At 66.1% G+C, this 25,959-nt stretch carries 27 protein-coding genes; 12 read left to right on the top strand and 15 right to left on the bottom strand.

From position 1 onward, the window contains the following. Window positions 1-363 precede the first annotated feature (363 nt). From QCZ28_RS11775 to QCZ28_RS11765, 3 genes are all read right to left on the bottom strand, one after another. A complete protein-coding gene (locus QCZ28_RS11775) occupies window positions 364-1,029 on the bottom strand; it encodes a hypothetical protein (protein ID WP_279516673.1) in 666 nt (221 codons plus the stop codon). A 145-nt stretch (window positions 1,030-1,174) separates the two neighbouring features. Then, window positions 1,175-1,390, bottom strand: a complete 216-nt coding sequence (locus QCZ28_RS11770; RefSeq protein WP_279516672.1) for a hypothetical protein — start codon at window positions 1,388-1,390, stop codon at window positions 1,175-1,177. After that, window positions 1,381-2,025, bottom strand: a complete 645-nt coding sequence (locus QCZ28_RS11765) for a hypothetical protein (protein WP_279516671.1) — start codon at window positions 2,023-2,025, stop codon at window positions 1,381-1,383. Before QCZ28_RS11765 ends, QCZ28_RS11770 begins: the two co-directional genes overlap by 10 nt. Window positions 2,026-2,294: 269 nt before the next feature. Here QCZ28_RS11765 and QCZ28_RS11760 point away from each other — a divergent pair, with 269 nt between their 5' ends. Both QCZ28_RS11760 and QCZ28_RS11755 read left to right on the top strand, forming a co-directional pair. Next, window positions 2,295-2,597 carry a hypothetical protein gene (locus QCZ28_RS11760; RefSeq protein ID WP_279516670.1) on the top strand — a complete coding sequence of 101 codons (303 nt, stop codon included), beginning with the start codon at window positions 2,295-2,297 and terminating at the stop codon, window positions 2,595-2,597. 178 nt (window positions 2,598-2,775) lie between these two features. Then, the gene (locus QCZ28_RS11755) at window positions 2,776-3,657 is read left to right on the top strand and encodes a site-specific integrase (protein ID WP_279516669.1); all 882 of its coding nucleotides are present in this window, start codon (window positions 2,776-2,778) and stop codon (window positions 3,655-3,657) included. A gap of 129 nt (window positions 3,658-3,786) precedes the next feature. Here QCZ28_RS11755 and QCZ28_RS11750 read toward each other — a convergent pair whose 3' ends face one another. Further along, the gene (locus QCZ28_RS11750) at window positions 3,787-4,200 is read right to left on the bottom strand and encodes an Imm1 family immunity protein (protein ID WP_279516668.1); all 414 of its coding nucleotides are present in this window, start codon (window positions 4,198-4,200) and stop codon (window positions 3,787-3,789) included. A gap of 179 nt (window positions 4,201-4,379) precedes the next feature. On the opposite strand from QCZ28_RS11750, the gene QCZ28_RS11745 reads away from it, so the two are divergent. Further along, window positions 4,380-5,354, top strand: a complete 975-nt coding sequence (locus tag QCZ28_RS11745) for a nucleotidyltransferase domain-containing protein (RefSeq protein WP_279516667.1) — start codon at window positions 4,380-4,382, stop codon at window positions 5,352-5,354. Window positions 5,355-5,519: 165 nt separating this feature from the next. Here the strand turns inward: QCZ28_RS11745 and QCZ28_RS11740 are convergent, their stop codons facing one another. Both QCZ28_RS11740 and QCZ28_RS11735 read right to left on the bottom strand, forming a co-directional pair. Then, on the bottom strand, window positions 5,520-5,960 hold the full coding sequence (locus tag QCZ28_RS11740) for a hypothetical protein (protein WP_279516666.1): 441 nt from the start codon (window positions 5,958-5,960) through the stop codon (window positions 5,520-5,522). Continuing rightward, a complete protein-coding gene (locus QCZ28_RS11735) occupies window positions 5,957-6,628 on the bottom strand; it encodes a DUF433 domain-containing protein (RefSeq protein WP_279516665.1) in 672 nt (223 codons plus the stop codon). Before QCZ28_RS11735 ends, QCZ28_RS11740 begins: the two co-directional genes overlap by 4 nt. 186 nt (window positions 6,629-6,814) lie before the next feature. Between QCZ28_RS11735 and QCZ28_RS11730 the strand changes: the two genes are divergently transcribed. From QCZ28_RS11730 to QCZ28_RS11710, 5 genes are all read left to right on the top strand, one after another. Then, window positions 6,815-7,192: a hypothetical protein gene (locus QCZ28_RS11730; protein WP_279516664.1), complete on the top strand. Its 378-nt coding sequence runs from the start codon at window positions 6,815-6,817 to the stop codon at window positions 7,190-7,192. A gap of 126 nt (window positions 7,193-7,318) precedes the next feature. Continuing rightward, the gene (locus QCZ28_RS11725; protein ID WP_279516663.1) at window positions 7,319-8,764 is read left to right on the top strand and encodes a DUF3375 domain-containing protein; all 1,446 of its coding nucleotides are present in this window, start codon (window positions 7,319-7,321) and stop codon (window positions 8,762-8,764) included. Beyond that, window positions 8,761-9,366 carry a DUF4194 domain-containing protein gene (locus QCZ28_RS11720; protein WP_279516662.1) on the top strand — a complete coding sequence of 202 codons (606 nt, stop codon included), beginning with the start codon at window positions 8,761-8,763 and terminating at the stop codon, window positions 9,364-9,366. The genes QCZ28_RS11725 and QCZ28_RS11720 overlap by 4 nt, the downstream gene beginning before the upstream one ends. Then, entirely contained in the window at window positions 9,363-12,701 is a 3,339-nt protein-coding gene (locus QCZ28_RS11715; RefSeq protein WP_279516661.1) for an SbcC/MukB-like Walker B domain-containing protein, read from the top strand. Before QCZ28_RS11720 ends, QCZ28_RS11715 begins: the two co-directional genes overlap by 4 nt. A 2-nt stretch (window positions 12,702-12,703) precedes the next feature. Continuing rightward, entirely contained in the window at window positions 12,704-14,044 is a 1,341-nt protein-coding gene (locus tag QCZ28_RS11710; RefSeq protein WP_279516660.1) for a Wadjet anti-phage system protein JetD domain-containing protein, read from the top strand. A 348-nt stretch (window positions 14,045-14,392) separates the two neighbouring features. On the opposite strand, the gene QCZ28_RS11705 is transcribed toward QCZ28_RS11710, so the two are convergent. The 9 genes from QCZ28_RS11705 to QCZ28_RS11665 form a co-directional block, all read right to left on the bottom strand. Next, the gene (locus tag QCZ28_RS11705; protein WP_279516659.1) at window positions 14,393-16,075 is read right to left on the bottom strand and encodes a recombinase family protein; all 1,683 of its coding nucleotides are present in this window, start codon (window positions 16,073-16,075) and stop codon (window positions 14,393-14,395) included. Continuing rightward, window positions 16,072-16,338, bottom strand: coding sequence for a hypothetical protein (locus tag QCZ28_RS11700; protein ID WP_279516658.1), 267 nt, complete (start codon window positions 16,336-16,338; stop codon window positions 16,072-16,074). Before QCZ28_RS11700 ends, QCZ28_RS11705 begins: the two co-directional genes overlap by 4 nt. A gap of 687 nt (window positions 16,339-17,025) precedes the next feature. After that, on the bottom strand, window positions 17,026-17,823 hold the full coding sequence (locus tag QCZ28_RS11695) for an aminoglycoside phosphotransferase (protein WP_279516657.1): 798 nt from the start codon (window positions 17,821-17,823) through the stop codon (window positions 17,026-17,028). 15 nt (window positions 17,824-17,838) lie between these two features. Next, window positions 17,839-17,970 (bottom strand): hypothetical protein, encoded by a 132-nt coding sequence (locus QCZ28_RS11690; protein WP_279516656.1) that lies wholly within the window; start codon window positions 17,968-17,970, stop codon window positions 17,839-17,841. A 133-nt stretch (window positions 17,971-18,103) separates the two neighbouring features. After that, entirely contained in the window at window positions 18,104-18,778 is a 675-nt protein-coding gene (locus tag QCZ28_RS11685; protein ID WP_279516655.1) for a GNAT family N-acetyltransferase, read from the bottom strand. A gap of 18 nt (window positions 18,779-18,796) precedes the next feature. Continuing rightward, entirely contained in the window at window positions 18,797-20,290 is a 1,494-nt protein-coding gene (locus QCZ28_RS11680) for an APC family permease (protein WP_279516654.1), read from the bottom strand. A gap of 39 nt (window positions 20,291-20,329) precedes the next feature. Further along, entirely contained in the window at window positions 20,330-21,031 is a 702-nt protein-coding gene (locus tag QCZ28_RS11675; RefSeq protein ID WP_279516653.1) for a GPP34 family phosphoprotein, read from the bottom strand. Between the two features lie 32 nt (window positions 21,032-21,063). Beyond that, a complete protein-coding gene (locus QCZ28_RS11670) occupies window positions 21,064-21,297 on the bottom strand; it encodes a hypothetical protein (RefSeq protein WP_279516652.1) in 234 nt (77 codons plus the stop codon). A 268-nt stretch (window positions 21,298-21,565) separates the two neighbouring features. Further along, window positions 21,566-21,823: a hypothetical protein gene (locus QCZ28_RS11665; protein WP_279516651.1), complete on the bottom strand. Its 258-nt coding sequence runs from the start codon at window positions 21,821-21,823 to the stop codon at window positions 21,566-21,568. Window positions 21,824-22,213: 390 nt separating this feature from the next. On the opposite strand from QCZ28_RS11665, the gene QCZ28_RS11660 reads away from it, so the two are divergent. The 4 genes from QCZ28_RS11660 to ribD all read left to right on the top strand — a co-directional run bounded on the left by QCZ28_RS11660 (window position 22,214) and on the right by ribD (window position 25,751). Continuing rightward, a complete protein-coding gene (locus QCZ28_RS11660) occupies window positions 22,214-23,140 on the top strand; it encodes a helix-turn-helix transcriptional regulator (protein ID WP_279516650.1) in 927 nt (308 codons plus the stop codon). Beyond that, complete coding sequence (locus tag QCZ28_RS11655; protein ID WP_279516649.1) at window positions 23,137-23,331, top strand: DUF397 domain-containing protein; 195 nt, start codon at window positions 23,137-23,139, stop codon at window positions 23,329-23,331. The genes QCZ28_RS11660 and QCZ28_RS11655 overlap by 4 nt, the downstream gene beginning before the upstream one ends. 384 nt (window positions 23,332-23,715) lie before the next feature. Further along, window positions 23,716-24,867 (top strand): hypothetical protein, encoded by a 1,152-nt coding sequence (locus QCZ28_RS11650; RefSeq protein ID WP_279516648.1) that lies wholly within the window; start codon window positions 23,716-23,718, stop codon window positions 24,865-24,867. Continuing rightward, window positions 24,867-25,751: a bifunctional diaminohydroxyphosphoribosylaminopyrimidine deaminase/5-amino-6-(5-phosphoribosylamino)uracil reductase RibD gene (gene ribD / locus QCZ28_RS11645; RefSeq protein ID WP_279516647.1), complete on the top strand. Its 885-nt coding sequence runs from the start codon at window positions 24,867-24,869 to the stop codon at window positions 25,749-25,751. Before QCZ28_RS11650 ends, ribD begins: the two co-directional genes overlap by 1 nt. Window positions 25,752-25,959 lie beyond the last annotated feature (208 nt).

Raw genomic sequence — 25,959 nt, 5'->3', positions numbered from 1 at the left:
AGTATATCTCGTTGATGATGCGCCGCCCCTGCGCGGCCTGGGGCCGGGTGCACTCCAAGAACCAATTCACCGGCGGTTCCGCCGGGCTGATTCCACGCTATCGAGTCATACGCGGCTCATCGAACACCCTGTCCATTATGGCCGCGGCGCTAGTGACCATTGCTCTGCCGAGGAGGCGAAATTGGCGGTGCGTCGCCGGCGGGGACGACGTTACGGATCTAGGCGCGGCTCGCCTGACCCATAAGAGCTGAGGACCTGAACGTCAATATTGGGCAGCATCCTTCGCGTCTCGATGCTCACGATGAGGGGCACGGGCGAATCGGGCATAGGCACAAGGGGGAGGGGAGATGTGCAACGGGTACGTCACCCTCGCTTCCAGGCGCTCCACGAGACAGCCCATTCCGGTCCTGGCCGGGCTGCGGGCAGTTGTTCTCGCCCCGGCAGCACTGCTTCGACTGCTTCGACGGCAGCCTGCTGTTCGGCTTCGCGGTCGCCGAGTGACTCGCGTACCACCATCAGCACGTCGTCGTGTACGAACGTCCGACACGGCTGGCCTAGCTGCTGCTTGATCATTAATTGAATGGCTTTGCGCAGTCCGGAAAGTTGGTCGCCAGGCACCCTTCGCACCTCGGCATACCCGTGCTGCCGCAACAGGTCTACGACCAATTGCGCCACGACCGGCACCCGTTCATCGACCGCAGGAGCCGGGAACAGACGGTCCATCAACGCCAGACATCGTCGACACGTTGGCGCAAACGCCGGCTTCCGGGACCGGCCGACGGGTCCATCATCACCGCCGGCCATCACCAACCAGGCCCGACCACACATCGTCGTCTGCTCCCAGCCCGGTTCCTCAAGCGCAGCGAGGTCGTATCGTCGCTCGACCAGGTCCCGGTCGCCGTCCGCCTGATAAAAGTGCGCGTCGGACAGGGCGCCGCGGCCTGCTTCGGCCGGGTTGTTGCGGCGTACGAGGTGAACGGCCTTGCCTCCACTGACCACGGCGAGGAGAAGCTGCGACGTCCCGGCCATGATGACGTTCGGTCCGTATAGCCCTTCAGGGATGACAGCGACCCCTGACGTCAGAAGGTGTATCGGACCGACGTACCGGTAACCGAGGCATCCTGCCAAACAGCAGCAGGCCCCTGGAGAGGCTGTCGACGCTGATGCGGTCGCGCTACGGTCGTTTGTCGGGATCGAGGGCGTGGATGAGATGTCCGATCCTTTGCTGGTCGGGTGCCGGCCAGTACAGGTATCGCGGACCGAGGAAGCAATGGAAAGCCCCGCAGGCGAACAGCTCCTCGAACAGGTCAGCGGGCGTCGCGATGAGCAGACCAAACGGCCGCAACGCGTTCGTGGCTTTGAGGATCCCGACGTCGCGCGTCAAGAACACGTTCGCACCGACCTGGAGCGCGTCGTGCACCAGCTGGCGGTCGTTCCGGCTGGAACAGCCGTCAAGGCTCGCGTCATCTCTCGCTCGGGCAGGATCAGCAGCCCTTCGCGGGAGGGGCGCTCCTCCGGTTCCCCCCATCCCAGAAGACGTAGCGCGGCGGTGAACTCCTCGAAGGCAAGCAGCCGGTGCACACGACGCTCCTGGGACAGGGTCTTCTTCGCATCGTCGACGGACGCCGCGAGCATGATGAAGCGGATGTCTCGGACCGCCCACAGGGCAAGAATAAGTTGCAGCGATTCCAGGTCTGTCGCGTAATCCTCGCCGGACACAAGACCAACGACGCTGTCGCCCGTCCAGAGCCGATGCCCATACGTGAAGTAATCGATCAACAGATTCGTGTCCAAGGCGACATGCAGGGGACCTCGCCCTCGTCGTCCCGCGAAGAGCCACACATTGTCCTCGTACACGAAGTGCGGTCCCTCAGGAGGAGCAAACAGCGCGGCTCGCTCCAGCATTCGCGTCACTTCGTCAGCGCTGAAGGAGACCCGGAGCCGTCGGGCCATCTCGTTAGCCAGGTGAAAGCCCCACCTTTCGTCGTTGCGGTAAGCGGCGGTGGCATTGACGTAGAGCAACACCAACTCATCGTCGCAGGCGCCAATCGCCGATCCAAGCCCCTACGTGCAGGCCGTAGGTGTGTCGGCAGTCGCGACGTTGTGTCGTCATGACACGACCTACCCACGCCCTTGAGCAACTCGTTCGTCCGCTCATCCCTGCTACGTTGCCCGCGCGGCCGAGCCCACGCCCGATGCCGCTGCCAGCGTTACCCGCCCGCGTTTGCCCGCCGGCAATCATCGACGCCTCGGGGCTGCTTCTGTGGATGGCTCTCCCAACTCGCTGTGGCCGGGTGACCGCGCAGCACCTCCTGCACTCGATCGGCTGGTCGCCGGGACATCGCCTCGACATCCAGCTGCGCCTAGGCATGGTCGTCATCACCTCCGCGCAGGACGACCGGTACCAGGTGGGCAGCCGAGGCGAACTGCCCTTGCCGGCGAGCGCCCGGCAGATGTGCCGGATCGAGCCCGGCCAGCCTGTGCTCCTGGCCGCCTTCATCACGCATGACCTGCTCGTCGTTCATCCCGTCGGCACCGTCGCCCGCCTCCTCACCGATCTGCACCGCCAGTTGGCAGGAGGTGACAGTGACCGCTAACCCTTCGACTGTCGCCGCCGCATACCAGGTCTTGGCTCACCTGGGCGTCACCGTGGCCGACCTCCAAGCCCACCCTTGCGCTCGGGCCGCCCTACCCACGGTTGTGGAGTACCTGCCGCGCGTTCTCGCTGCAGCCGGGCCTGGAGCGCGCCGCACGTACGGCACCTACTGGGAGCGAATGGCCGCCGCCTGGCCCGACCGACCGTTGGACAGCATTGCCGCCAGCGATATCGAGGCATTGAAGCAGGTGATGATGTCCAGCGCGGTGTCGCGGCGCAACAGCCGCAGCGGCCGGCATGCTGGCGAGCATGTCGTCGCCGCCGCGCGCGCTTTCTACACCCGGGCCATCGCCGACGGTCTGATCGACGCCTCCGCCAGCCCCGCCCACCGGGTCGCGAAACCCCGCCGCCTGCCCAGCACGCGCCGCGCCTTGACCCCACACGAGCTGGATGAAATCAATATCGAGGCTCGTACCAGCGGCAACGATGTCATCCTCGATGCACTGCTCCTGCGCCTGCACACCGAAACCGCCTGCCGCCGCGGCGGAGCCCTCGCGTTGCGCCTGGTCGACCTGGACACCACCAACGGACTCGTCCGCCTCAGCGAGAAAGGCGCCACTATACGGTGGCAACCGATCACCCTCGACCTCGCCGAGCACCTGCACGAGCACACCCGCGCCCGCGGCGCGGTCCTGCTCGCCGACCCACTGCTGCGCAACCGTGCGGGCCAACCGATTGCGAGCCGCCGCTACGACCACCTGTGGAAACGCCTCGGTGAGCGCCTGCCGTGGGTCGCTGTGCACGGCGTATCCACCCACTGGCTGCGCCACACCACGCTTACCTGGGTGGAACGGCACTTCGGCTACGGCATCGCCCGCGCCTACGCCGGTCACACCGACAGCCCCGGATCTTCCACCACCACCTACGTCAAGGCTGATCTGCACGACGTGGCCAACGCACTGTCGGCTATGACCGGCCAACCCCATCCGCTGGCCCGTCTGGCAGATCACGCCGACCGGTGGTCGCAGGCGAGCGGCGCCGTCTCACCCACCATCGAGTAAGGGATGGGGGCCGCGTGCGGTGCTCCCGGGATGTCGGCGGCTCCAGGGTGCACCGCACGCGGCGCGGCCCCGCGACTGACGCCCTACCGTGGTCGCCGCGCCTGCCCTGTGAGCCATTCACACTCGCAGCTATTCGTCGGCTTCCCAGGCCAGCGCGGCGGTTCGTTGCCCGCCGCCGGTCAGGAACTGTCGTGCCGCTTGCCGGGCGGTCGCGTTGGTGACGCGGGTGCGTTCAGGCCAGGCGTCGGTGGGCGTGCCGGCGTAGTCGAAGGTGAACGCGGGCCCGGGTTCGAGGTCTGGCTGGTACCCCCACGCGCTACTGCCGTCGGCAGTGACGTGATAGACGAACGACCGATCGGGGTGCCCGACGCAGATGTCGAGCATGACGGGAAACTCGCCGCCGCCGGGAGCGACGAGAGTGACGCAGTAGGGCAGCTGTGCGCTGTGGGCGCGACTGATCGTGTCCAGTGTGACGTCGAGTTCGGCGACGGTGCTGACCGACGCGGCGCCGTCGCCGCGTCCCCAGGTGATGTCGATGCTCATCGCCGGATCCCTTCTCCTGTTCCGACGTACAGCTTATGGAGCCATGTGCGGTCGCCGTCGGTGAGGAACACCGTTAGGCGTGTTCCTTGCGGCAGGATCGCGGCGAGAACCCGGCGGGGCGGCGACAGTGGCTGAAGGAGGAGCCGCCCGGCACATAGGAGACCGGACCGCTGACCATCTTGGCAATCACTGTGATGCTGCGGCCCGCGGTGAGCAGCGCGCGAGTAGGGCTCGTTGATCTGCGTGCATGGAGCAGCTCGACGTTCGGGATCAGCGATGTGACTATCAGCGGCATGAAGAGACAGCGGGCGTCGCTGCTTGTCGAGCAATTCCTCGAGCGTCTTGACCAGCTGCAGGACGAATGGCCGCTTCGGTTGGTGATCGAGGTGTACGTGTTTGGTTCGTTCGCACGGGGGGCTCCGGAGCCTGCTGACGTTGATCTGGATATCGAGTTCGATGGGACTGATTGGCAGTTTGCGGGTGAGAGGGCGCAGGCGCTCAGTGCTGGCCGGGATCCACACGGAGACTTGCGCCGGACGCTGGTCGGCCGGACACGAGGATGTCAGGTGGTCTACAACATGCGGGCGCGGGCGGATTTCGACTTGACGCTGTTGTGGCGCCGGGGTGACGACCTGAGCGTCGCTCTGGAGAGGCTGCGTGGCATCGCGGTAGATCCGACGGCGGCCCGTGCCCCACGGGACGCGATGAGCCCCTTGTTTGAGGGGCTTGACCGGTGGTTGCCGCGACCGGTGCGTGAGCAGCTTCTTGAAGCGGTAGCCATGCGTGCGATCGAACTGGAACGTGTGGCTCTTGAGGACCGCGTCGTGGATAGCGCTGAAAGTGCGTCGTACCTGCGGGAGAGATGGCAGCCCGGCGGTGTGTCGTTCAGAGCGGGGCAAGCCGTGCTCGCCCACTACGAGCAGCAGGGGGTGGACTCAGGATCTATTCACCTGCATGGGCAGGACGTCCGAGGCGAGGTGACACCGTACTTCGCTGGCTTCGGGCTGCGGTACCTGTCTTCGGTGCCCCGATGCCTTGCCGACTACGACGGTGTGGAGTGGCTTGAGGTTGTCCGTCCGACACTGCGTGGCGAACTGACGGCACTTCGGATCCGCCCGCTTGACCGAACGCGCCTGCGCAAGTTGCGCTGGTAGGGCTGAGCTGCGATGACAGGGCCCGGCACAGCGACCCCTCAGACAATCGTATGCAGCGGGAAGCTGGTGCGCAGGTATCCCGGGCCAGGCCCGGCTTCGGTGAGTCCGACAGCGGGGAGATCCGTCTGCCAGTTGCAGGTGTTGGATGCCGGATGACGGGCGGTGCTAGAAAAGCGAGATCTTGCGCATGCCAGTGCGGGTGACGCCGTAGATGAAGGGTGCCGGTTCCGCCGCGCAGCGCTCGATGTCGCGCCAACGACTCATGACCACCTCGAGCTGCGCGAACACGCTGGACGCGTCCTCGCCGGTGAGCGCGATCATCTTTGCCGCATGGTCACGCACTGCGGCGATTTCCAGCCGGTGTTCTTGTATGTGGCGGTCGCGGGTGATGATCAACCAGCCCTGACGGGCTACCTCCGGGATCCACACGGTGTCCTTCACCGAGGGGCTGGCGATCGGGCATGGCGGCCGGTGCCGCTTGTGGATCACTGCCCCGGGGTCGCCGGGGTAGGTGATGTCGGGGCGAAGTCCTGCGAGAACCCGTGCGAGACCGAGGAGGTCAGCGTCGAGGTAGTAGCGAACCTCGGCGGGTTTGATCCGGCTCACGCCGCTCGCTGGGAGTTCTCGTATGCCAGCGCCCATCGAACGTCGGCGATGTCGAGTTGGTAGGTCTCGGCTATCTCATCGACGTTGAGCCCGACTTCGTCCTGCTCCCAGATCGTTTCGGTACTGATGCCCTTGATCGACGGCCGGCCGAAGCGGACGTCCGGCAGGATGCGCACGGGGGACTGGGGGTTGGGGTCTGGACGCCAGCCTGCGGCAAGGTCGCCGTCCCACGTCACGCGTTCCCAAAAGGCGGCCGAGGGTGGTGTGAGCAGCAGTTGGCCACCGACGACAGCCACTAGGCAGTAGTCCGGGTCGAGGCCAGCGGCCGTCTGTGCTTCGAGGACCAGTTTACGGCCGGCGACGTAGGGGCGGCGGTCGGCCAGGGGGTAGGGGACGTCGAACCGCTCTCGGAGCAGGTCAATGAAGGCCCGCAGCTCCACCATTGGCACTCGGTGGGTTCGGCGGTACTCACGCAGTAGGCCAGCCTCGACGAACTCGGCCCACGTCACGGAGCGGCCGCCGCGCGGTTCGGTGCGCAGGATCGGCTTGTAGCTCTTGCCTCGCCGTTCGTCGCCCTCAAGCCAGTAGTGCAGCGTCGACTGGGCGACGCGCAGCAGCCGTGCCGCCTCGGCCTCGGAGAAGACTTCACGCTCAAGGACGCTCGCCACGTGGACAGTCTTGCACGGGACCGGCGGGTCTTCTGGTCGCGCCTCGTGATGACGCGCGAGACATGGCGATGACTCGCTGTCGTCGTGCTCGTCGTCGTTGGGCTCATTGCCGCATCCGTACTTGACAATCGCTGAAGTCTGAAGAACTCTAAGATCTCAGAAGAGTCGAGGCGGAGAGTGGTGGCTGTGGAGATCACGTTGGTGATTGACGACGAACTCGTCATTGACGGGCTGCGTCGCAAGGAACCCCTACGAGTGCGAGTCGTCGTCGACGTCGCCGATCAGCCGAGCGCGCCGGCGCAGCCGGTCGGTCCGCCGAAAGGTCCGCTTGCCCCTCTCATGGCCCGCGGAGATCTTCAGGTGGGGGAGCGCCTTTACTGGCATCGACCTCGCCTTGGTAAGACCTTCATCGCTGTTGTCCTGGCATCGGGAGAGCTGGAGATCGCTGGCCGCCGCTATCAGTCACCATCAGACGCTGCCAGTGCCTGTGCGGCTGGAGCGGCCAACGGCTGGACAGCCTGGCGCCGCGAGCGCGACGGGACGCCGCTCAGCAAGCTCCGGTGAGGCAGCCCGCGCTGCGCTGTCACCGCGATAGCCGAAACTCTGTCGGTTGATCACCACAGGTATTGGTTTCGTCGCAGGGTGCGGTTAACCTACCGCCGCTACGCGAGCCCGAGAGGGAAGGCGCCGGTGGAGTACGACGAGATTGACTGGCTGCGCAGGCAGGACCAGGCCTGGCGGCTGCTTCGCGCCGACCACGCCCCACTGGTGCTGCGGTTCCTGGGACAGGTGTTCGTCGACGACAACATCCGGTCAATTTCGGGGGACCAGCTGGCCGAACGGCTCGATGACACCCTGTTCGCGCTCAACGAACAGTACGGCGAGGCAACGTTTCCGAAGAACGCCCGCGCCTACCTCGGTGACTGGGCGGACGCTGGCTGGCTACGCCGGTACTACCCGCCGGACTCCGACGAGGTGCACTTCGACGCGACCCCTGCCGTCGAACGCGCTCTGGCATGGGTGCGGACTCTGCAGGCGCGCGAGTTCGTTGGTACGGAGTCACGGCTCAACATCGCGGTTGATCTGCTCCGGCAGATGGCCTTTGGTGCCGAGACCGACCCCGACGCACGCCTCGAGGAGTTACAACGACGCCGCGGTGAGATCGACGCGGAGATCGCTCGGGTTCGCGTGGGCGACTTCACGGTCCTCGACGATGCTGCCCAACGCGACCGGTATCAACAGTTCGTGGCGACAGCGCGCAGCCTGCTCGCGGATCTGCGGGAGGTAGAGGAAAACTTTCGCGCCCTGGACCGTCGGGTACGTGAGCGGATCGCGGCCTGGCAGGGGTCGAAGGGCGAATTGCTCGATGAGATTGTCGGTGGCCGCCACGCGATCTCCGGGTCAGACCAGGGCCGCAGCTTCGACGCGTTCTACGACTTCCTCCTGTCGATGCGACGACAGGAGGAGTTCACCGACCTGCTGGAACGCGTGCAGACCCTGGACGCCGTCGGACAGGTCGATCACCGCATCATCCGCGTGCAGCACGACTGGTTGAACGCGGCCGGCCGAACCCAATCGACGGTCCGGCTGCTCTCGGAACAGCTCCGCCGGTTCCTCGACGACCAAGCGTGGTTGGAAAATCGCAGGGTCATAGATGTCCTGCGCAGTATCGAAGCGCACGCGCTGATCCTGCGCGACGGCGACACGTCGGCGGTGAAGACGTCGATTGACGACACGAAGGTCGATGTCGTGTTGCCGATGGAACGGCCGCTGTATCGGCCCCGCGCTGGGCATGCTGTCGACAGCGTCACCGCCGAGGAACCGACCGGGCAGGTCGACCTGTCCGCGCTGTTCGAACAGGTCTATGTCGACCCCGCCCGCCTGATAGCCGCCGTGCATGACCTGCTGCGCGAGCAGTCTCAGGTGCCCCTGCGAGACGTGATGAGCCGTCATCCGTTGAAAGAGGGCCTAGCTGAGCTTGTCGCCTACCTGTCGTTGGACGACGGCTCGTTCACGGTGACATTCGACGAGGCGCGTCGCGAATCGATCACCTGGACCGATGCCGCAGGCGGACGTCGCACGGCGACCGCCCCGACCGTGACGTTCGTCGGCGACAGGGAGGACAGCGACCGGTGACTCCAACCGATTCGCAGGACGAGCCATCGCTGTCGGTGGCAGTGACCCAGCTGATGAAGGGCGTGGTCTACCGCGATACCCACACGGCGGCGTGGCACCACCTGTCAGTCCTGCAGCCGCACGTCCGCGATCACGTCGCCGTGCTCGGCCTGGTCGTCGTCGTTGACGAGTCGGAGGGCTACGCCTATCTGAAGTCCCGACCTGAGGACCCGGACCTTCCGCCCGTGCCGCGGCTGGTGCCTCGTCGGTCCCTGTCGTTTCACGTCAGTCTCCTGCTGGCATTGCTGCGCCGCAAACTTGCCGAGGCAGACGCCAGCGGGTCCGACCCTCGACTCGTTCTCTCTCGCCGCCAGATCATCGACATGCTCACCGTGTTCATGCCCTCGGGTGCCGACGACGCCCGCCTGGTGGACCAGATCGATGCGCATCTGATAAAGGTCATCGAGTTGGGCTTCCTACGCCGGACAAAGGACAAGGAGCCCAGCTTCGAGGTCCGCCGGATCGTCAAGGCGTTCGTCGACGCCCAGTGGCTCGCGGACTTCGACGCCCGGCTCGCCGAGTACGCCGCCGAACTTTCCCCAGACGCGGAAGGCGCCGCATGACACAACATGGCTACCGTCTGCACCGTCTCGAAGTCCGCAACTGGGGCACCTTCGACCAGAGGATCTGGACATTCCACGTCGACGGAGCCGACAGCCTTCTCACCGGCGACATCGGCTCCGGGAAATCAACCCTCGTCGACGCGGTGACCACCCTCCTGCTACCGGCCAACAAGATCTCCTACAACAAGGCGGCCGGAGCCGAGACCCGCGAACGATCACTGCGCTCCTACGTGCTCGGGTACTACAAGTCAGAAAGCAATGACGCGACCGGCACATCCCGGCCGGTCGGCTTGCGCGCAGGTAGCTGCTTCTCCGTGATCCTCGGGGTCTTCACCGACGAGAGCTTGGGCACGACGGTCACCCTCGCACAGGTGTTCTGGCTGCACGATGGGAACACCGGCCAACCGGAACGCTTTTACGTCACCGCCGGCACCGCACTGACGATCGCCGACGACTTCCTCAACTTCGGCACCGAGATCAGCCAACTGCGTCGACGGCTACGCCAGCACGGAGCGAAAATCGCCGACCACTTCCCCGAATACGGTCAGGACTTCCGTCGCCGCCTCGGCATCGCCTCAGAGCAGGCGATGGACCTGTTCCACCAGACTGTGTCGATGAAAGCGGTCGGGAACCTCAACGACTTCGTCCGCAGCCACATGCTCGAGCCCTTCGACTCCGCAGCGGTGATCCGTCAACTCATCAGCCACTTCGACGACCTCAACCGCGCCCATGACGCCGTTCTCCGGGCGCGAGAGCAGATCGCCGGACTCACCCCGATCATCGACGCCTGCGACACACACGAACGACTCGGGCGAACCCTGGAAACAGTCGATGCCCAACGCGCCGCGCTGCCACACCTGACCGCACGCCGTAGCGCTGATCTCCTGGACGAGCAGATCGCAGCCCTGGCCGACGGCAGAAAACGCAACCAAGAGCTCGTTCGCCAGGTCGATCACGACATCAAAGGCATGGAGGACGCGTACCGCCGCGCCGACCTCGCCCGGGAAGGCCTCGGCGGCGGCCGCCTCGGCGAACTCGAACGCCACATCACCGACATGGAAAGCACCCTCGACCTGCGGCGCAACCGCCTGAGCAGCCTTAACGCGCTACTCGACGCCGCCAAGCTAGCGCGAATCGCTGACGCCTCCACGTTCGCTGCCCGACAGGCGGCCGTGACGCAAGAGATTCAGCAGCACGACAGCGAGGTCACCGACCTGCACACCGCCGCCACCGACGCAGGTGTCGCTGTTCGAGACCTCGAAAAGGAGGCCGCAGAGGTCAACGATGAGCTGCGCAGCCTCAATGGCCGGCCGAGCAACATCCCCCGGCACAACCTGGCCCTCCGGCAGCGACTGTGCGCCGCAATCGAACTGCCCGAAGGCGAGCTGCCCTACGTGGGTGAACTGATTCAGGTGCGTGCCGAGCACGCGGAGTGGGAGGGCGCCGCAGAGCGCGTGCTGAGAGGCTTCGCGCTCTCGCTGCTCGTCCCCGAAGAGCACTACCGAGCGGTCGCCGACTGGGTTGACGGTCACCACCTGGGCGGGCGGCTCGTTTACTACCGCGTGCCGCTCGCCGTGCTCCGGCCGGCTGACAAGCCAACAGCCGACGATGCTCTCCTGCTTTGTGACACGCTCGACCTGCAAGACAGCCCGCTCAGCGCCTGGCTCAAGCGGGAGCTGCGGCACCGCGCGTCGCATCGATGCGTCACCTCGATGGCGGACTTCCGGCACGAACCCAAGGCGATCACCCGTACCGGGCAGCTCAAGGACCCATCCGGGCGACACGAGAAGGACGACCGCAGGCGCATCGACGACCGCAGCCAGTACGTCCTTGGTTGGTCCAGCGAGTCCAAGATCGAGGCGCTCATCGCCGAGGCAACACGTATCGACGCCCTCCTGCGAGCAGCACGCGCCACCGAGCGCAAGCATGGCGACACCCTCAAGAAGCTGAGCCTGCGGCTGGCGGACCTGCACAAAATCACCATGTTCAGTGACTTCACCGACCTCGACTGGGAAGCAGCCTCCCGCCAAGCCGGGCTTCTACGTGAGGAGAAACAACGCATCGAGGCAGGCGCCCAGGGAATCGCGGAGCTCACCGCCGAACTCGAACGCCTCAGCGGTCTCATTACCGACGCGAAAGCCCGCCGCGACGAACACCATAGAGCAATCACGGTAGCGGAAACCGAGTCAGCCGCAGCCACGCAACGGCGCACCGAGGCCGACGACTTCCTTCGCGATCCCAGCCATGACGCAGCGACCGCTCACTTCCCCCAACTGATGGCTCTCATCCCCGCCCCGCCGGCCACCCCGGACGGCTGGTACCGCCTCCGCGACAGCCTCACGACGACGCTGAACCGTCAACGCGAGGACACCATGAAAAAGCAGAATCAGGAGAGCAACAAGGCCGTCGGCCTGATGGCGGCCTTCCGCAGCAGGTATCCCGTCGACTGCGCCGAGATGGACGCCTCGCTCGCCGCCCATGCTGAGTACCGGGCCATGCATCAGCGCCTCGTCCACGATGACCTGCCCCGCTTCGAGGACGAATTCAAGACCTACCTCAACACCAACGCCATCCGCGACATCGCCACCTTCCACTCCCAGCTACGTCAGCAGGCTGCGCTCATCAAAGAACGCATCGCGACCATCAACGAGTCCCTCGTCGGCATCGACTACAACCCAGGTCGATACATCCGGCTCGACGGAAACCCCACCCCCAACGTCGAAATCCGCGAGTTCCGCACCGAGCTGCGGGCATGCACCGACGACGCCCTCGGCAACGACGACTCAGAGCAGTACTCCGAGCGCAAGTTCCTCCAGGTCAAGGCCCTCATCGAACGGTTCAGAGGCCGCGAGGGCCAAACGGAACCCGACCGCGCCTGGACCAGGCGCGTCACCGACGTCCGCAACTGGTTTACCTTCACCGCCACCGAACGCTGGAGAGACGGCAACGCCGAGTACGAAACCTATGCCGACTCCGGCGGCAAGTCCGGCGGGCAGAAGGAAAAACTCGCCTACACCATCCTGGCAGCATCCCTGGCCTACCAGTTCCGCCTCGACGCCGACACCACCGGCACCTTCCGTTTCGTCGTCATCGACGAAGCCTTCGGCCGCGGCTCTGACGACTCCACCCGCTTCGCCCTCGCCCTGTTTCAGCGCCTCGACCTGCAACTGCTGATCGTCACGCCCCTGCAGAAGATCCACGTCATCGAGCCACACGTATCCGCCGTCGGCTTCGTGGACAACCCCAGCGGCAACTTCTCCCGACTACAGACACTCAGCATCGAGGAATACCAACACCGGCGGCAAGCCCACACAGACGCCTTGGCGGAGGTCTAGCTATGCCCGCGAGGAGCGACTCCACCGGTTGGAGCACCTTCGAGGACGTCATCGCCAGCCTCAGACGACGCTGGGACCGCGGCGACTTTCTCCGTCACGTCGCCCAAGGCACCCCGCCGACGCCGGTCAGCTTTGCACTCAAAGGGCCGAACATCACGGCGATCGCCAACCAGTTCGGCGACGTCCAACAGTGGGCGTCCCGCTGGCGGCAGACCGATGGCAGTACCGTACGGGTCGAATATCGACGCGTCGGCGGTCGACTGGTCGGCACCAACCAACTACCGCACAAGGCGTGGATTGACACCCCCGACGCCCTCTGGCGAACGCTAGGCGTTCGCCAGCTAGTCGACCGCTACCAAGTCCTGCTCGACCTGACCCACTCTGCCTCACCGGCGGTCGCTCAGTGGGCCATGGAGCACCCAATGAAGGTCCTTCACCATCACCAAGATTGGACTCGCCTCCTCGACACGGCCACCTGGATCGGTCGGCACGGCAACCCCGCCACCTATCTGCGGCAGGTGGACGTCCCCGGCGTCGACACGAAGTTCATCGAGACACGCCGCGGCATCCTTGCCGAAATCATGGATCGGCACCTACCCGCCGAGCGGGTCAAGATCGATTATCCGCCGTCTGCGTTCGCCGAACGTTACGGACTGCGACCCAAGCCGGTGCTGGTTCGGATCCGCTTCCTCGACGAACGCCGACGCTCCGCGCCGTTCGCCGACATCACTGTGCGCGCCGACGAGTTGGCCGCGACGCCATCGCCCGTATCGACCATCTACGTCGTCGAGAACGAGACCACCTTCCTTGCCTTCCCCGCCATCGAAGACGCGGCCGTAATCCACGGAAGCGGCTACGCGGTAGCGAAACTCGAGCCGTTAACGTGGCTTCACGAACGAAATATCGTCTACTGGGGCGATATCGACACACACGGCTTTGCGATCCTTAATCGTATCCGGCAAATCTTTCCCCATGCACATTCGATACTCATGGACCGAAAGACGTTGCTGGCCCACCGTGGACACTGGGGATCCGAGCCCAGTCCGACTCGCCGCGCGCTCTCAGAGCTCACCGCAGAAGAACGGTCGCTCCTCGGTGACCTCCTCGATGATGTCTTCGCGCCTTCGTTGCGGCTTGAGCAGGAGTACATCCGGTACTCCGCAATCACTGATGCCCTGCTGAATAGTCAGCGTGGTCAAACAACACACTCCGAGCAGGCCGACCGTGGCCAGGACAGACACTTGCCGCCCACGCGGGTTACAAGATCCTTGGCGCGCCCAGCGACTACCACACCTCACCAGACGGACGGAAAATCGCTGGCCTGCTGGAGAAGGAACCAATGACGCCCAGCGACTTCCGGTTGACTTCCGGGACAGCATGACTAGGGGGCTGCCAGCGAGGTTGCGACCGTCGGATCGCACTGGTCAGGGCGCGAGGCGCCACTGTCGTCCCAGGGTCATCTGCAGGCTTGCACGCCCACCGGGTTCGCCTCGGGCGAAGGTCTTGTGGCGACGGGAATGGATTACAGTTCATCGAGCCAGTAGTGCGGTTCAACTCCTTGCGGAGAGTTCACAGCACTGTCAAAGCCGCCCTATCGAGGAGCTGGGGCGGGATGCTTTGTCTCAGCCTCGTGAGCTGGTAAGTTGATTGCATGAACACCCACACTAAGCGTGGATGCTCTAAATATGTGTTCAACTCCCCCCTCGGACACAAACCATTGCCCCACGGTGCGCGCTGAGATTAACTTCAGCGCGCACCGTTTGCGTTTCCGGTTGGTAGTTCAGCCGGAGTCCGAGTTGCCGGTAGACCTCGGCCTTGTCGGCGGGGTCGGCGTTGCGGAGCACGGTGGTGATGTCGCCGAGCGCGGTCACCAGGGCGGTGATCTCTGCTCGGCTCATCCGGCGCGGGGTGGAACCCGCGATGGCGCGTAGTTCGGCTTCTGCCCGGGTGCGTTCGGCCTGGGTTTGGGCGATCCAGCCGGTGACCACGGCCGGGTCGGCGCCGGCGTCGAGGGCGCCGCGGTATCGCTCCAGCTTGGCGTCGCACTCGGTGATGATCGCTTGGGCTGCGGTGCCCGTTGTGGGCGGATGGTTGAGGGGTTGGGCGTCGATCATCGCGGTGATCGTCTGCGCGATGTGGTGGGGTGCGAAGGCGGAGGCCAGCCAGGTGTCGAGCGGGTCGGTGAGGGCGTCCTCGCGCAGGTACACGTTGCGGGGGTGGGGGACCTGGTTGGCGAGGGCGTACTCCTGCGGGAAGCGGCAGCGGTAGTAGGCGTCGCCGTGGTTGTACTGGCCCTGCATGCGTCGGTCGCAGGCGGCGCAGTAGATGAGGCCCCGGAAGACGTACGGGTTGCGGGTGCGCTGCCGGACGTGTTGTCCGCCGGTTCCCCGGCCCCGCCGCTGCAGGATGGCTTGGGCCTGTTCGAAGGTCGCGTCGTCGATGAGTGGTTCGTGGGTGATGTCCTTGGAGACCACCCACTTGTCGCGGGGGTTCCAGCGCATGACGCCGGTGTGGCCCATGGCCACGTCGTCGACGTCCAGCAGTACCTCGTCGGTGCGTTGTTTGTTCCAGACCTGCCGGCCGGTGTAGCGGGGGTTGGTGAGGATGACGCGGACGGCGCTCTTGGACCAGGCGATGCCGCTACGGTGCCGGTTGCGGGCGCGGTCGTGTGCTGACGGGCAGGGCACGTGATTGGCGGTGAGTCCCTCGGCGATGGCGAACAGGCCGATACCGGAGAGGAACTCGGCGAAGATCCGCTGCACGACCGGGGCGGTCTGCTCGTCGGGAATGAGGCCCTTGAGGTGTTTGCCGTCGGCTGCCTTGGCCGGGTTGGGGTGGGGTCCGAGGTCGCGGAGTGTGTAGCCGTAAGGCGGGCGACCGCCGAGGTAGCGGCCTTCGAGGAGGGTCTGGGCGGCCATGGCAGTGCGGACGCGCAGCTTGATGCGGTTGCGTTCGCCCTTGCTCATGCCGCCGAAGACGGACATGACCAGTTCGTGGGCCTCGTTGTCCGGGTCGATCGGGCCGCCGATCTCGGGCACCCACAGTTCGACGCCGTAGTGAGCGAACAGCGGCACCGTGAGACCGAACTGGTTGCCGTAGAAGGCGCGGTGGGGTTCGCCGACGACGACGTCGGAGAACCCCCGCCGGGGATCGCGCAGCGCCGCGAGAAGGAGGCTGGCCTGGACTCTGCGTTGCCAGGGGAGGGAGCGGCTCTGGCCGACGTCGAAGTACTCGGTGACGATGCGTCCACCGTGAGGCTGGATGAGTGTGGTTGCTCGGGTGATTTGCCAGCTTCGGGATGATTCAGGGTCCTGGTTGTCCTCGGTCGACACGCGGCCGTAGAAGGCGAAGGGTTTCGGTTGAGGGGCGGTCATCGGTTCTCCTGGTTCGAGTTGTCGGTGCGGCGCTCGTTCACGTGTCTGAGTAGCTTCAGCAGCGCGGCAGCGGCGCCGGGATTCAGCTCGGGTGGCTGGCCGGGTACGACCACGCTGGTGACGCTGGGCGGTGTTCTGCTGTCGATGGTCTCGACCGTCCATGAACGGTCGTCTTCGCTCGGCCGGTCAAGTCGCTCGTCGGCCGGCGCGGTCGAATCCGGCTGTTGGTGATGTTCAGAATGGTGGTCGGGCGGCAGCGTCATGCGCCTCCGTCCGGCGGTCGCCCCGGCTGGCGCACGCTGCGGTGGGCCTGCGCCGTCCGCTCCTTGACCTCCGTCAGCTCGCTGTGAGAGGGGGCGGATCGGAGGGCGATGGCAGCATCGGCCGCGTGCTTGGGCGCGATCGTGGCGCTGCCGCTCGTAGCGCTGGTCACTGAGGCCGTGGCAGATGGGTGGGTTGTCATGGGAGATGTCCTTCGGGTTGGTCGGTGCCGGTTGCTCCGGCGGGCATGAAGAAGCGGCCGGTGCCGTCAGGCACCGGCCGCTCGTGAGGCAGTGGGGGCGTTACGTCTCTGCAGTTGTCAGGTTGGTTGGCGGCGGCCGTTGACGTGGGGGCAAGCGCATGACGGCGCGCCGCGCCGCGCGCCGGGGCGGGCCAACTCGTTGAAGAGCACTCCTTTCACACCGAAGAGGTCGCTGGTTCGATACCAGCATCGCCCACCCTTAGTCTGTGCAGGTCAGAAGCCCGTTACCGGAGTGGTCGGTAACGGGCTTCGCCGTGAGTGCCGCTTACATTGAGAGCAGATTGGGAGCAGCGCGGCTGGTTGTGGTTCGGACCGCCATGGAACGCTCGGCTGTGTGACCTGATGTGCGGTTCCGAGCGGGCCTGCTGGCTGGTTGAGTGGTTGGGGCTGACCGCTGCCGGTGCTGTGGCGAGAGGGTGCCCCCGGATCATGGGTCATGGGTTGACTGGTGGCCGTAGGCCCGATGATTGGCCCAATCGTCGGTCCACATTGCAAGATCGTGTACCCAGAGCTCGGTGCTCTTCCCGGACTTGGCCGCCCACTTCGTTGCGTTCCGTAACGCGAAGTGATCCAGGACCTGACGGTCAGTCGCATTCCATGCGGGAAGCTGCGCTAACCACTCTTCTGCCTGTTCGACGCTGTGCCCGCTGCCGATCAGCCACTGGACGAGCAAGGCGAGTTCGACCCATCCGGCGGCCTTGGTTGCCCACGCCCAATCGACGATCCGTAGGCCGAGTGGCGTCACGATCAAGTTGGTCGGGTTGAGGTCGGAGTGGATAAGTGTCTCGCCGTCCATGGCGGGGTGTGCGAACCCGAGCCGGGCTGCGGGCGTGAACCACATCTCGCCAGCCGCTGGCGTCTCTTGAAGTACTTTCAGTGTGGCGAGGAGCAGATCGAGGTCTGTGCTGCCGGGTGACAGGTTGGGGTGGGGACCGGCGAGATGCTCGGTCCCCACCACCAGCCAGCCCTCGGATTCGAACTGCCACAAGACCGCGGGCGGGTGCCGGTCGATGGCCCGGGTTGCCGCCAGTTCGTAGCGCAGCGACCGAACGCTCAACTCACCGGAGGCCGCCTTGACGAAGATCTGCCCGGCGGGTCCGGTGACCGTCGAGGCGATCTCGGCGTGGTTGCCACTGGAAGCCGGGGTGACGTCGAAAGTTCCGCCGATCCGTTCGGTGATCCCTGCCGTGATGCTCTTCGGCAGAGCGGTCCAGTCGCTACGCATCGGTCCTCTTCTCTGCTACTGGTCCGGCTGAGGCGGGTTCGGCGGACAGCAGGACTCGGCCTCGCCACCCCAGAATTCCATGTCGACCCGGTAGCCGGTCTGGTGCAGCGTCGCGAGTTTGTAGGTGATGGCGGTGCCGACCTGCACGGCCTCGGTCAGGATCGGCCGAAGATGCCACTTCGTGGCCGGCGAACTCTTCGCAGTCGGCGGCGTAGGGCTCGCTGATCTGCAGGGCGTTCCGGACGGCCGGAATCCGGTGCTGCCCTTCGAGGAGGGGTTGTCATTGCGAAGGTCGCAGAGGTCGGCGGCGGGGCAGCGGTCTGCTCTTGGGGAAGGCAACCGGCCCGGGGGTATTTGGTTGCCCGCGCCACATCCGCCAGATTGTCGGCCCGGTGGTGGGAAGGATCATCGGCGGTCCTGCCCGGTACCCGAGTCTGACGTACAGCTCGCGGTTGCGGAGGTTGCTTGCCTCCAGGTACGCGGGCATGCCGAGCGCGTCGAGCTGGCGGTGGTGGTGGCTCAGCAACGCGGCGCCGATCCCGCGGTTCTGCTGCTCGGGGTTGACGGCGACGTAGGCGAGGTAGTGGTGTGGCTCGCTCGGGTGAAACGCCTCGAACATGGTGTCGAGAAGGGTGAACTTCGGCGCGTACACCCCGGTAGCCGCTTCCATCGCCGCTGAATACTCCAGTGCATTCTGCGGCTCGGGATCGGTGCGCGGGTACCAGATTGCGACGGCGGACAGGTCTGCCGTGGTGTCGACGTGACCGTTGTCGAGGCCGTGGTTCAGGGCCAGCTCGAAGTACCGCTGGTAGACGGTCCGGCGGTCGTTGGGGTCGGGGACCAGCCAGTCGGCGACAGGCCCGTCGAAGAACGCCTCGGCGAGAACTGAGATCAAGCCCTCCGCGTCGCCTCGGGTTGCCTGGCGCACCGTCACGCCGGTGCTGATGTCGGTCATTGAAGCTCCTGGTAGGGGTCAGGCCGGTTGACGGACGATGGCGGGACTGCGGAGGGACGCGGTGGCGCTTTCCGCGCCGAGGCCGATGGCGCTATAGACGTCCGGCCTGGCCGCGCGAAGGATCAGCGCCCAGGCCGCGCCGATAAGGGCGACGATGGCGTACGCAGCCGGGAACAGCCAGCGCAGCGGCGAGTGCGGGTGAACACCCAGGAGGGTGTCGAACTCCTGCAGGGTGACGACGAGGATCGCGGTCAGCGCGACCGTGGCGATCAGCGGGGCGACGACGGCCCGCCATGGGCCCTCGCCGTGCGTGATGCGGGCGAAGAAGCTGACCACCGCGGCAGAGGTCACGGTCATCAGGGCCAGGACGCCGAGACCACCGGTCACGGTGACCCAGAAGAACAGGTGCACGATCGGGTCGGCGTTCGCCGCCGCATAGCCGATGAGTACGACCAGCGCGACGACGCTCTGGATGATCGAGCCGATCTTCGGCGCGCCGGTGCGGCGGCTGGTCCGACCCAACGCGGCGGGGAGCACCCGCTCACGCCCGAGGGCGAACGCGTACCTGGCCACGGTGTGGTGAAACGACAGCAGCGCGGCGAACAGACTGGTGATGAAGAGGATCCGGCCGATCGTGACGACGCTTGTGCCGAGGTGCGGCGAGACGAGGTTGAAGATCAGATCGGTCCCGTCGGAGCGGGCAGCGTCCACGATCCTGTCGGGGCCGGTGGCCACGGACATGGCCCACGCCGACAGGCCATAGAGCAGGCCGGTGAGCGCCACGGCGATGTAGGTGGCACGCGGTACGGTCCGTCGGGGGTCCTTGGTCTCCTCGCTGAAGACGACGGTGCCCTCGAAGCCGACGAAACCCGTGATCGCGGTGACCAGTGCGGCGCCGATTCCGGCGGCGAAGATGTGCGACGGGGCGAGGGTGTCGAATGCGACCGCCCCGTTGGCGGGATGGCCGAGCATTACCGCGTCGAAGACGAGGGCGACGGCGCACTCGGCGACAAGCATGACCGCCAGGACCTTGCCGTTCAGGTCGATGCGCAGGAGACCGAGCACTGCGACGACGGCCCAGGCAAGCAGCGCGCACAGCCACCAGGTGGTCTCCCAGCCGTACCGGCTCTGCAGGAACTGGGCGAGAACCGCGCCGAACCCGCCATACAGGCCGATCTGCATGGCGTTGTAGGCCAGTAGCGCGACCATCGCTGCGGCGACACCGGCCGGGCGACCGAGTCCGTAGGTGACGTAGGTATAGAAGGCGCCGGCGTTGACGATCCGCCGGGACATCGCCACGTAACCAACCGCGAACATGGCGAGCACGGCGGCGACGACCAGGTACGACACGGGGATGCCTGTCACACCGGTAACGGCGTACCCGGTGGTTGCTCCGCCGGCGACGACGGTGAGTGGCGCGGCTGCGGCGATCACGAAGAACACCACGGAGGGGATCCCGAGCCGGCCGTGCGCCAGAACAGCTGTGACCGTGTCAGGTTTCGAGCGGGGCATGGCTTCTCTTTCGTCTAAGGGGTGGTGTGTGAACGCACGTCAGGAGGTGCGGTGGCTGAGAACGCCGGCGCCGATGACGCTGCTGAGGTCGGCGAGGAGGTCGCGTAGCGGCAGCCAGGACTGGTTGACCAGTCGGCGTAGGTGCGCGTGTGCGCTGTCTGGCGCGCCGTCGAGCAGGGCTGTGTCCAGCTGGGTGTGCAGCGTCAGGCCGGCCAGTGCGATGTCGAAGTGGTCGAGCTGGCGGTAGTTGCGCACCTGCTGAGACAGTCGGGCCCACGACCAAGCGGCAGTGTTGATGTCTGTCGGCACATAGACGGTGCGCTGCCGCCAGAGCAGGCCGGTCTGCTGCTGCTGAAGGAGCCCGACCTGCCACATGCGTGTGGCGACCTGCTCGTATGCGGTGGTGGCTAGGAACGCCAGCCAGGTCCGGGTGTCGGTGTGCTGCGGCTGCGCGATCAACCGGTCGAGGACGAGGTGTTGCAGCCAGTCCTTTGGCTGGAAACGCTGTAGGACTTCGACCTTCCCGTCCTCGAACGCGATGCGGTGTTCGTAGTACAGCTCGACCAGCAGCGCGGCGGCGAGGCCCGAGGCCAGTGCCGTATCGAAGAGGCGGGGCCGGCCAGTCTGGTCGTCGTGCGCCATGTAGAAGAACTCGTCGGCGATGCGAGGGCTGAGTGCGGCAGCGGTGCCGATGGCTCTTACCGGCCGACGCGGCGGTGCCGGCTCATTGTGGGCGGGCATGGCCTGCTCATCGGCTGCGTCAGGTGGTCTGTTCACCGCGGCTCGCCTCTCAGAGCTGAGTTATCGGCGGCGGGCAGGAGCCCGAGTTGGCAGAGGAGGCGTCGGCCGCCGTCGTGGTGAGTGAGTTCCTCGATCGCCCAGGCGTGCTGCGGGCATTCGCCGTCCCTGCAGTGGAAGCAGGTGCCTTCATCCACGTGCTGGAGCGCCGTCAGGCGGGCCGACTCGAAACGGTCGACCGGGCGGGCGCTTTCGTCGGTGCCGGTCACGGCGTCTGCGCAATCCGCCGTAGCGCGGCGACGCTGACACGTAGCTCCATACAGGCCGGGTGCAGATCAACCTGCGGGTAGTCGCACTGGGGTCGATGGCCACACACCCACATCCACTCGTCGCTGAGGTGCGCGAGGTCGGTGCGAAGCCAGGCGACGACAACGTCGACGTGCGTGCCAGGGGTCAGGTCCCGCCCGAGAGACCAATCGTCGGGGCCGAGCCTCAAGAGCGTCCCGGGCTCGATGGCGGGCACAGCATGGGGGACGCTCACGAGGCGACCTCCTCGTCGACGCGCGAGCCGAGAGCGAGCTGCTGATCGATGGGCGGCAGATCAGAATCGGCCCAGAAGGCGCGGTTTTCAGCGGCGAGCTCACGAGCTGATGGCTGATCCGGGCCACCCACGCCGGTTCGGTTCCATCCGCCGCGGTGACCGAACAGCGTCGCCGCGCCTTCGCAGTCGATGCCGAACGGCCGGTACTGCCCACCGTCCTGGGCCGGGACGAACCACTTGAATCGTTTCGCCACCGTCATCTCCCCTCACTGGTGGTGCGCGGCCGGACCCTCCCCGGACCTGCCACGCACCTGTCCGGCGGGTGCAGGGACCGCCTCGCACGGGGGGACGTGACGGGCCCTGCACCCTGCTCGACCGGGTGGCACCCTCAAAGGCGCCTGCCCCGGTTGATCTCGGGCGATTGGGCAACCGCCGAGTGGGCTGTGGCCGACCGGCGGATAACTGATTGCGAATCAACGATCACGGAATGCCGTACACCTGGGAATGCCGACCTCTGGTCCGACCTCGTGTGCCGACCTCCGGTCCGACCGTGCTCTGAGCTGGCGATTCATGCTTGAGCAGGGGTGCTGCCAAGATCCTTCTGCCGTTAATCGGGGTTACATTGGGCTCACCGAGCCGGCTGCATGGTCGACCGGCTTGAGACGAAGCCGTGGAGGCTGCCGGTGACCAGACCCAGTCCGCTTGTCCGACGGCGATGGCTTGGCCGCGAGATCAGACGTCTGCGTAACGAGCACGGCATGACAGCCGAACCACTCGCGCGCGCCGTCGGTTTTCCGCGGCAACAGCTCAGTGCCCTGGAGAACGGGCACCTCGGCCCCGACATCGACCTGGTCAGCGCGATCTGTGACTACCTGGCCGTCGGCGCCAGCCGGCGGAGCGCGATCATGGATGCCGCGACCGACGGCTGGGCGCACGGCTGGTGGATGGCCGATGCGGAGCGGATGGGCGCCCGGCAGGCCACCTACGCCGATCTCGAGAGTGGCACCAAGACCATTACCGAGTACGCCTTGGCGCTGGTGCCCGGCCTGCTCCAGACGACAGCATTCGCGGACGCCCGGTTGCGGAGTGACCCGGCCCGTCACACCGAGACCTTCGACCCCGCAGCAGCCGTCGCCGCCCGTGCTTACCGGCAGAAACGGCTGCTCGCGGTCGATGGGCCGCGCTACGACGTCGTGCTCGACGAAATCGCGATTCAACGCGGCGCCGCCGACCCGCACATCGTCGCCGACCAGCTCCTGCACATCGTCGCCGTCTGCGCTGCACACCCAACCGTGACCGTCCGCGTGCTGCCCATCGGTGCCTCTATCAAGGGCCACAGCGCGCCCAGGTCCGCGTACTCGATCTACCGCTATCGCGACACGCCGGACTCCGTAGCCGTCGCCGCCGACACGCTCACGAGTGATCTGATTTACACAGAGCCGGACGAGGTCCAGCCTTATCTGAGCCTGCACAGTCGGCTGAAGGCCGCCGCGCTTGCGCCCGACATCAGCGTTCACCTGCTCCGTGTCGCGGCGCAGGGCCTGTCAACCAGCAAAGGAGTCTCCGCATGACCCCGCGATACACGAAGTGGCGTAAGTCCACCCGCAGCGACGACGGCAACTGCGTCGAGGTCGCCAACGCCGTCGATGGCACCATCGGCGTACGCGACTCGAAGGACGTCACCGGCCCGATACTGGAATTCCGCCCGGCTACGTGGAGCGCCTTCACTGGCGGGCTCCGCGCCGGCGCATTCTGCCGCTGATCCTGACGAGGGTGCGCTGCAGCTGGCTGCTACCGGTGCGACTCGGCTTTCGGCGCGTGGGTTCGCTCCCGATGAAACATGGCCCTAAGGGCCCGATGTTGGCATCCTGGACATCGAATCCACATGGTTTTGAGTAGCTGGCCAACAGCAACGATGCGCCCGCTACGGGTGAACGTGGGAGGGGGAGTCAGTGTCACATCATCCTGACACCGCTGTCGTACGAGACCGCCAGCCCAGCGGTGATGGGGACGAAGGCCTCGACCTTGACCTGCCAACCTCGCGGGACCGCTAATGCCCCGCCACCCGGATACGGTAATCAGCCCGAACACGGCGCTCAGTGACGCCCGGCGGCGTCGACCTTCCCCTCGGCGGGCAGGTCAGTCCATGTCGCGCAGTGAGCTGGCCGACGCTGTCAACGTCGCTCTTGACCGGCTCTACCCCGGCAGGGTGCTCACTGCCCACTACGTTGACTCGCGATGGATCGGCAAGCTCGAGCGCGGCGAACACCGTTGGCCCAGCGAAGAGCGTCGTGCTGCCCTCCGCCACGTTCTCGGTGCCGCCCGCGACGGCGAACTCGACCTCTACAGCCCGCGGCGTACCGACGTCACCAGCACCGCGAGTCACGGTACTGGTCAACCGATGTCGGGAAGCTGGGATGAGACGATCCATCAGTTACGAGCCCAGTGGCACCTGCTGGTACAGAACGACAAGCTGTTCGGGCCGCAGTACGCGTTGATCGGGGTCACAGCACAGCTCACGCTGCTCAACCGGCTCCTCAACGAGGTGCCATCGCCGTTTCGCCCCAGCCTCGTACGCCTCGCTGCCCAGTACGCCGAGTCGGCGGCATGGTTGAACCACTCCCTCAACGACGCGCCGTCCGCGCAGCTGTGGACCCGGAAGGCGCTCATCTGGGCGGAGCGGATTGTTGATCCGACCATGACGGCCTGGGCGACGTACCGCAGCAGCCAGCACTGGCTTATTGCCGGAAAGCCGCACCGCGCCGTGGCGGAGGCTGAAGCCTCAATGCTTCAGGACAAGAAGGTGCCCAGCCCCGTGCGGGCGGCACTTCGCGTCCAGCATGCCCATGCGCTCGCGACCGTTGGCGAGCACCGCAAGGCCATGCAGCTTCTGGATAGCGCTCACGAGTGGGCGGCGGACCGCCGCCCAGGTAAACCTGAGGGCGAGCACGCCTCCTACTGCACGAGTGGCTACATCGAGGTCCACCGAGGTACCTGCCTGCGGATCGGGCGCCGCCCGGACGAGGCCATCGCGGTTCTCGATGCCGCGCTGCCGTCAATCCCGTCGCTTCACCGGCAGGACTTCACCGCAGCACTTCTAACCAAAGCCGCAGCCCATGTAGCGGCGGGCCAACCCGAGCAAGCTGCAGCCACGGCCCACATCGCGCTACCGATCGCCCGGCAAGCAGGCTCACGCCGGATCCTGCACCAGCTCGGCCAGATCGGCTCCGCTGTTGACGGGCAGCGTCACCTGGCCGACGTCCGTGCGTTCCTCGACGACCTTGTGGAGACTGCCTGATGGCGTCGGACCTCGAACTGTCCGCGATGCGGCAGGCCATCACGCTCTCAGCTCTTGGGCTGGGCACCACGAGCCCGAACCCGCCCGTCGGGTGCGTCATCCTCGACCGGCACGGAACGGTGGTGGGCGCGGGATTTCATCGCCGTAAGGGCGAGCCGCACGCTGAAGTACATGCGCTCAACGCGGCGGGAGGTGCGGCGCGTGGCGGTACGGCTGTCGTCACGCTTGAACCCTGCAACCACGTCGGCGTCACTCCGGCTTGTCGTCAGGAGTTGATCGATGCTGGCATCTCTCGGGTGTTCATCGCCGTCATGGATCCGACGTCCCGCGGTGAAGGTGGCGCTTCGATGCTCGCCGCCGCAGGCGTCGAGGTCGAGACTGACGTCTTGCGTGACGAAGCCTTGACTGTCCTTGAGCCGTGGTTGACCGCAACCGTGCGCCGTAGGCCTTACGTCACCTGGGCGTTTGCAGCGGATGGCGGGCATCAACCGGCGGCCGAAGAACGGCTCCTATTGGACCTTTGCGCGAACGCGGACCTTGCCATCGCGGGCAAGACTCTCTACGAGGGCATCCCAGGAGGGCACGCTAGCGCCCATTTCGCGCTACCTGACGATGCCGATATCGGCGTTGACCCCTCGCAGTGGCTGTCAGCCGCTTACGAAGGCGGCGTGCGCAGCGTGCTCGTAGTCGGTCACGAGCACGGCGCCGCGATGCGACCGCACCTGCACGCCGTTGACGAGCTCGTGGTCGCTGTGCCGCGAACTGACCCGTCTCGAGCGTTGGCGGTGGTCCAATCCGACCTCATTCCGATCGGTTTCCGGCTGGTCGAATTCGCGGCTCATGCCGACTCGTTGACGGCCCGCATGCGACGCCTCCGCGCATAGCGCGGAGCAGGGGCTCGAACCTGGCACCTGCTGATCACCGCCCACCGACACCTAACAGGCGCAAGAGAGTCGTCACACGCAGAGCCGGGTGTGCCGGGTGAACGAGTTCATGTCCAAGTAGGTCTTTGCAGAGGCACGCAGGTATATGTGGCCCGAGTGGCTAACAACTTCAGTTGGTTCTATTAGAACGGCTGCAGCGGGCCCAGCC

It is taken from the genome of Micromonospora sp. DH14, from assembly GCF_029809455.1.
GTDB classification, from domain to species: Bacteria; Actinomycetota; Actinomycetes; order Mycobacteriales; family Micromonosporaceae; genus Micromonospora; species Micromonospora parva.
This window is presented reverse-complemented; position numbering and strand designations above follow the sequence as displayed.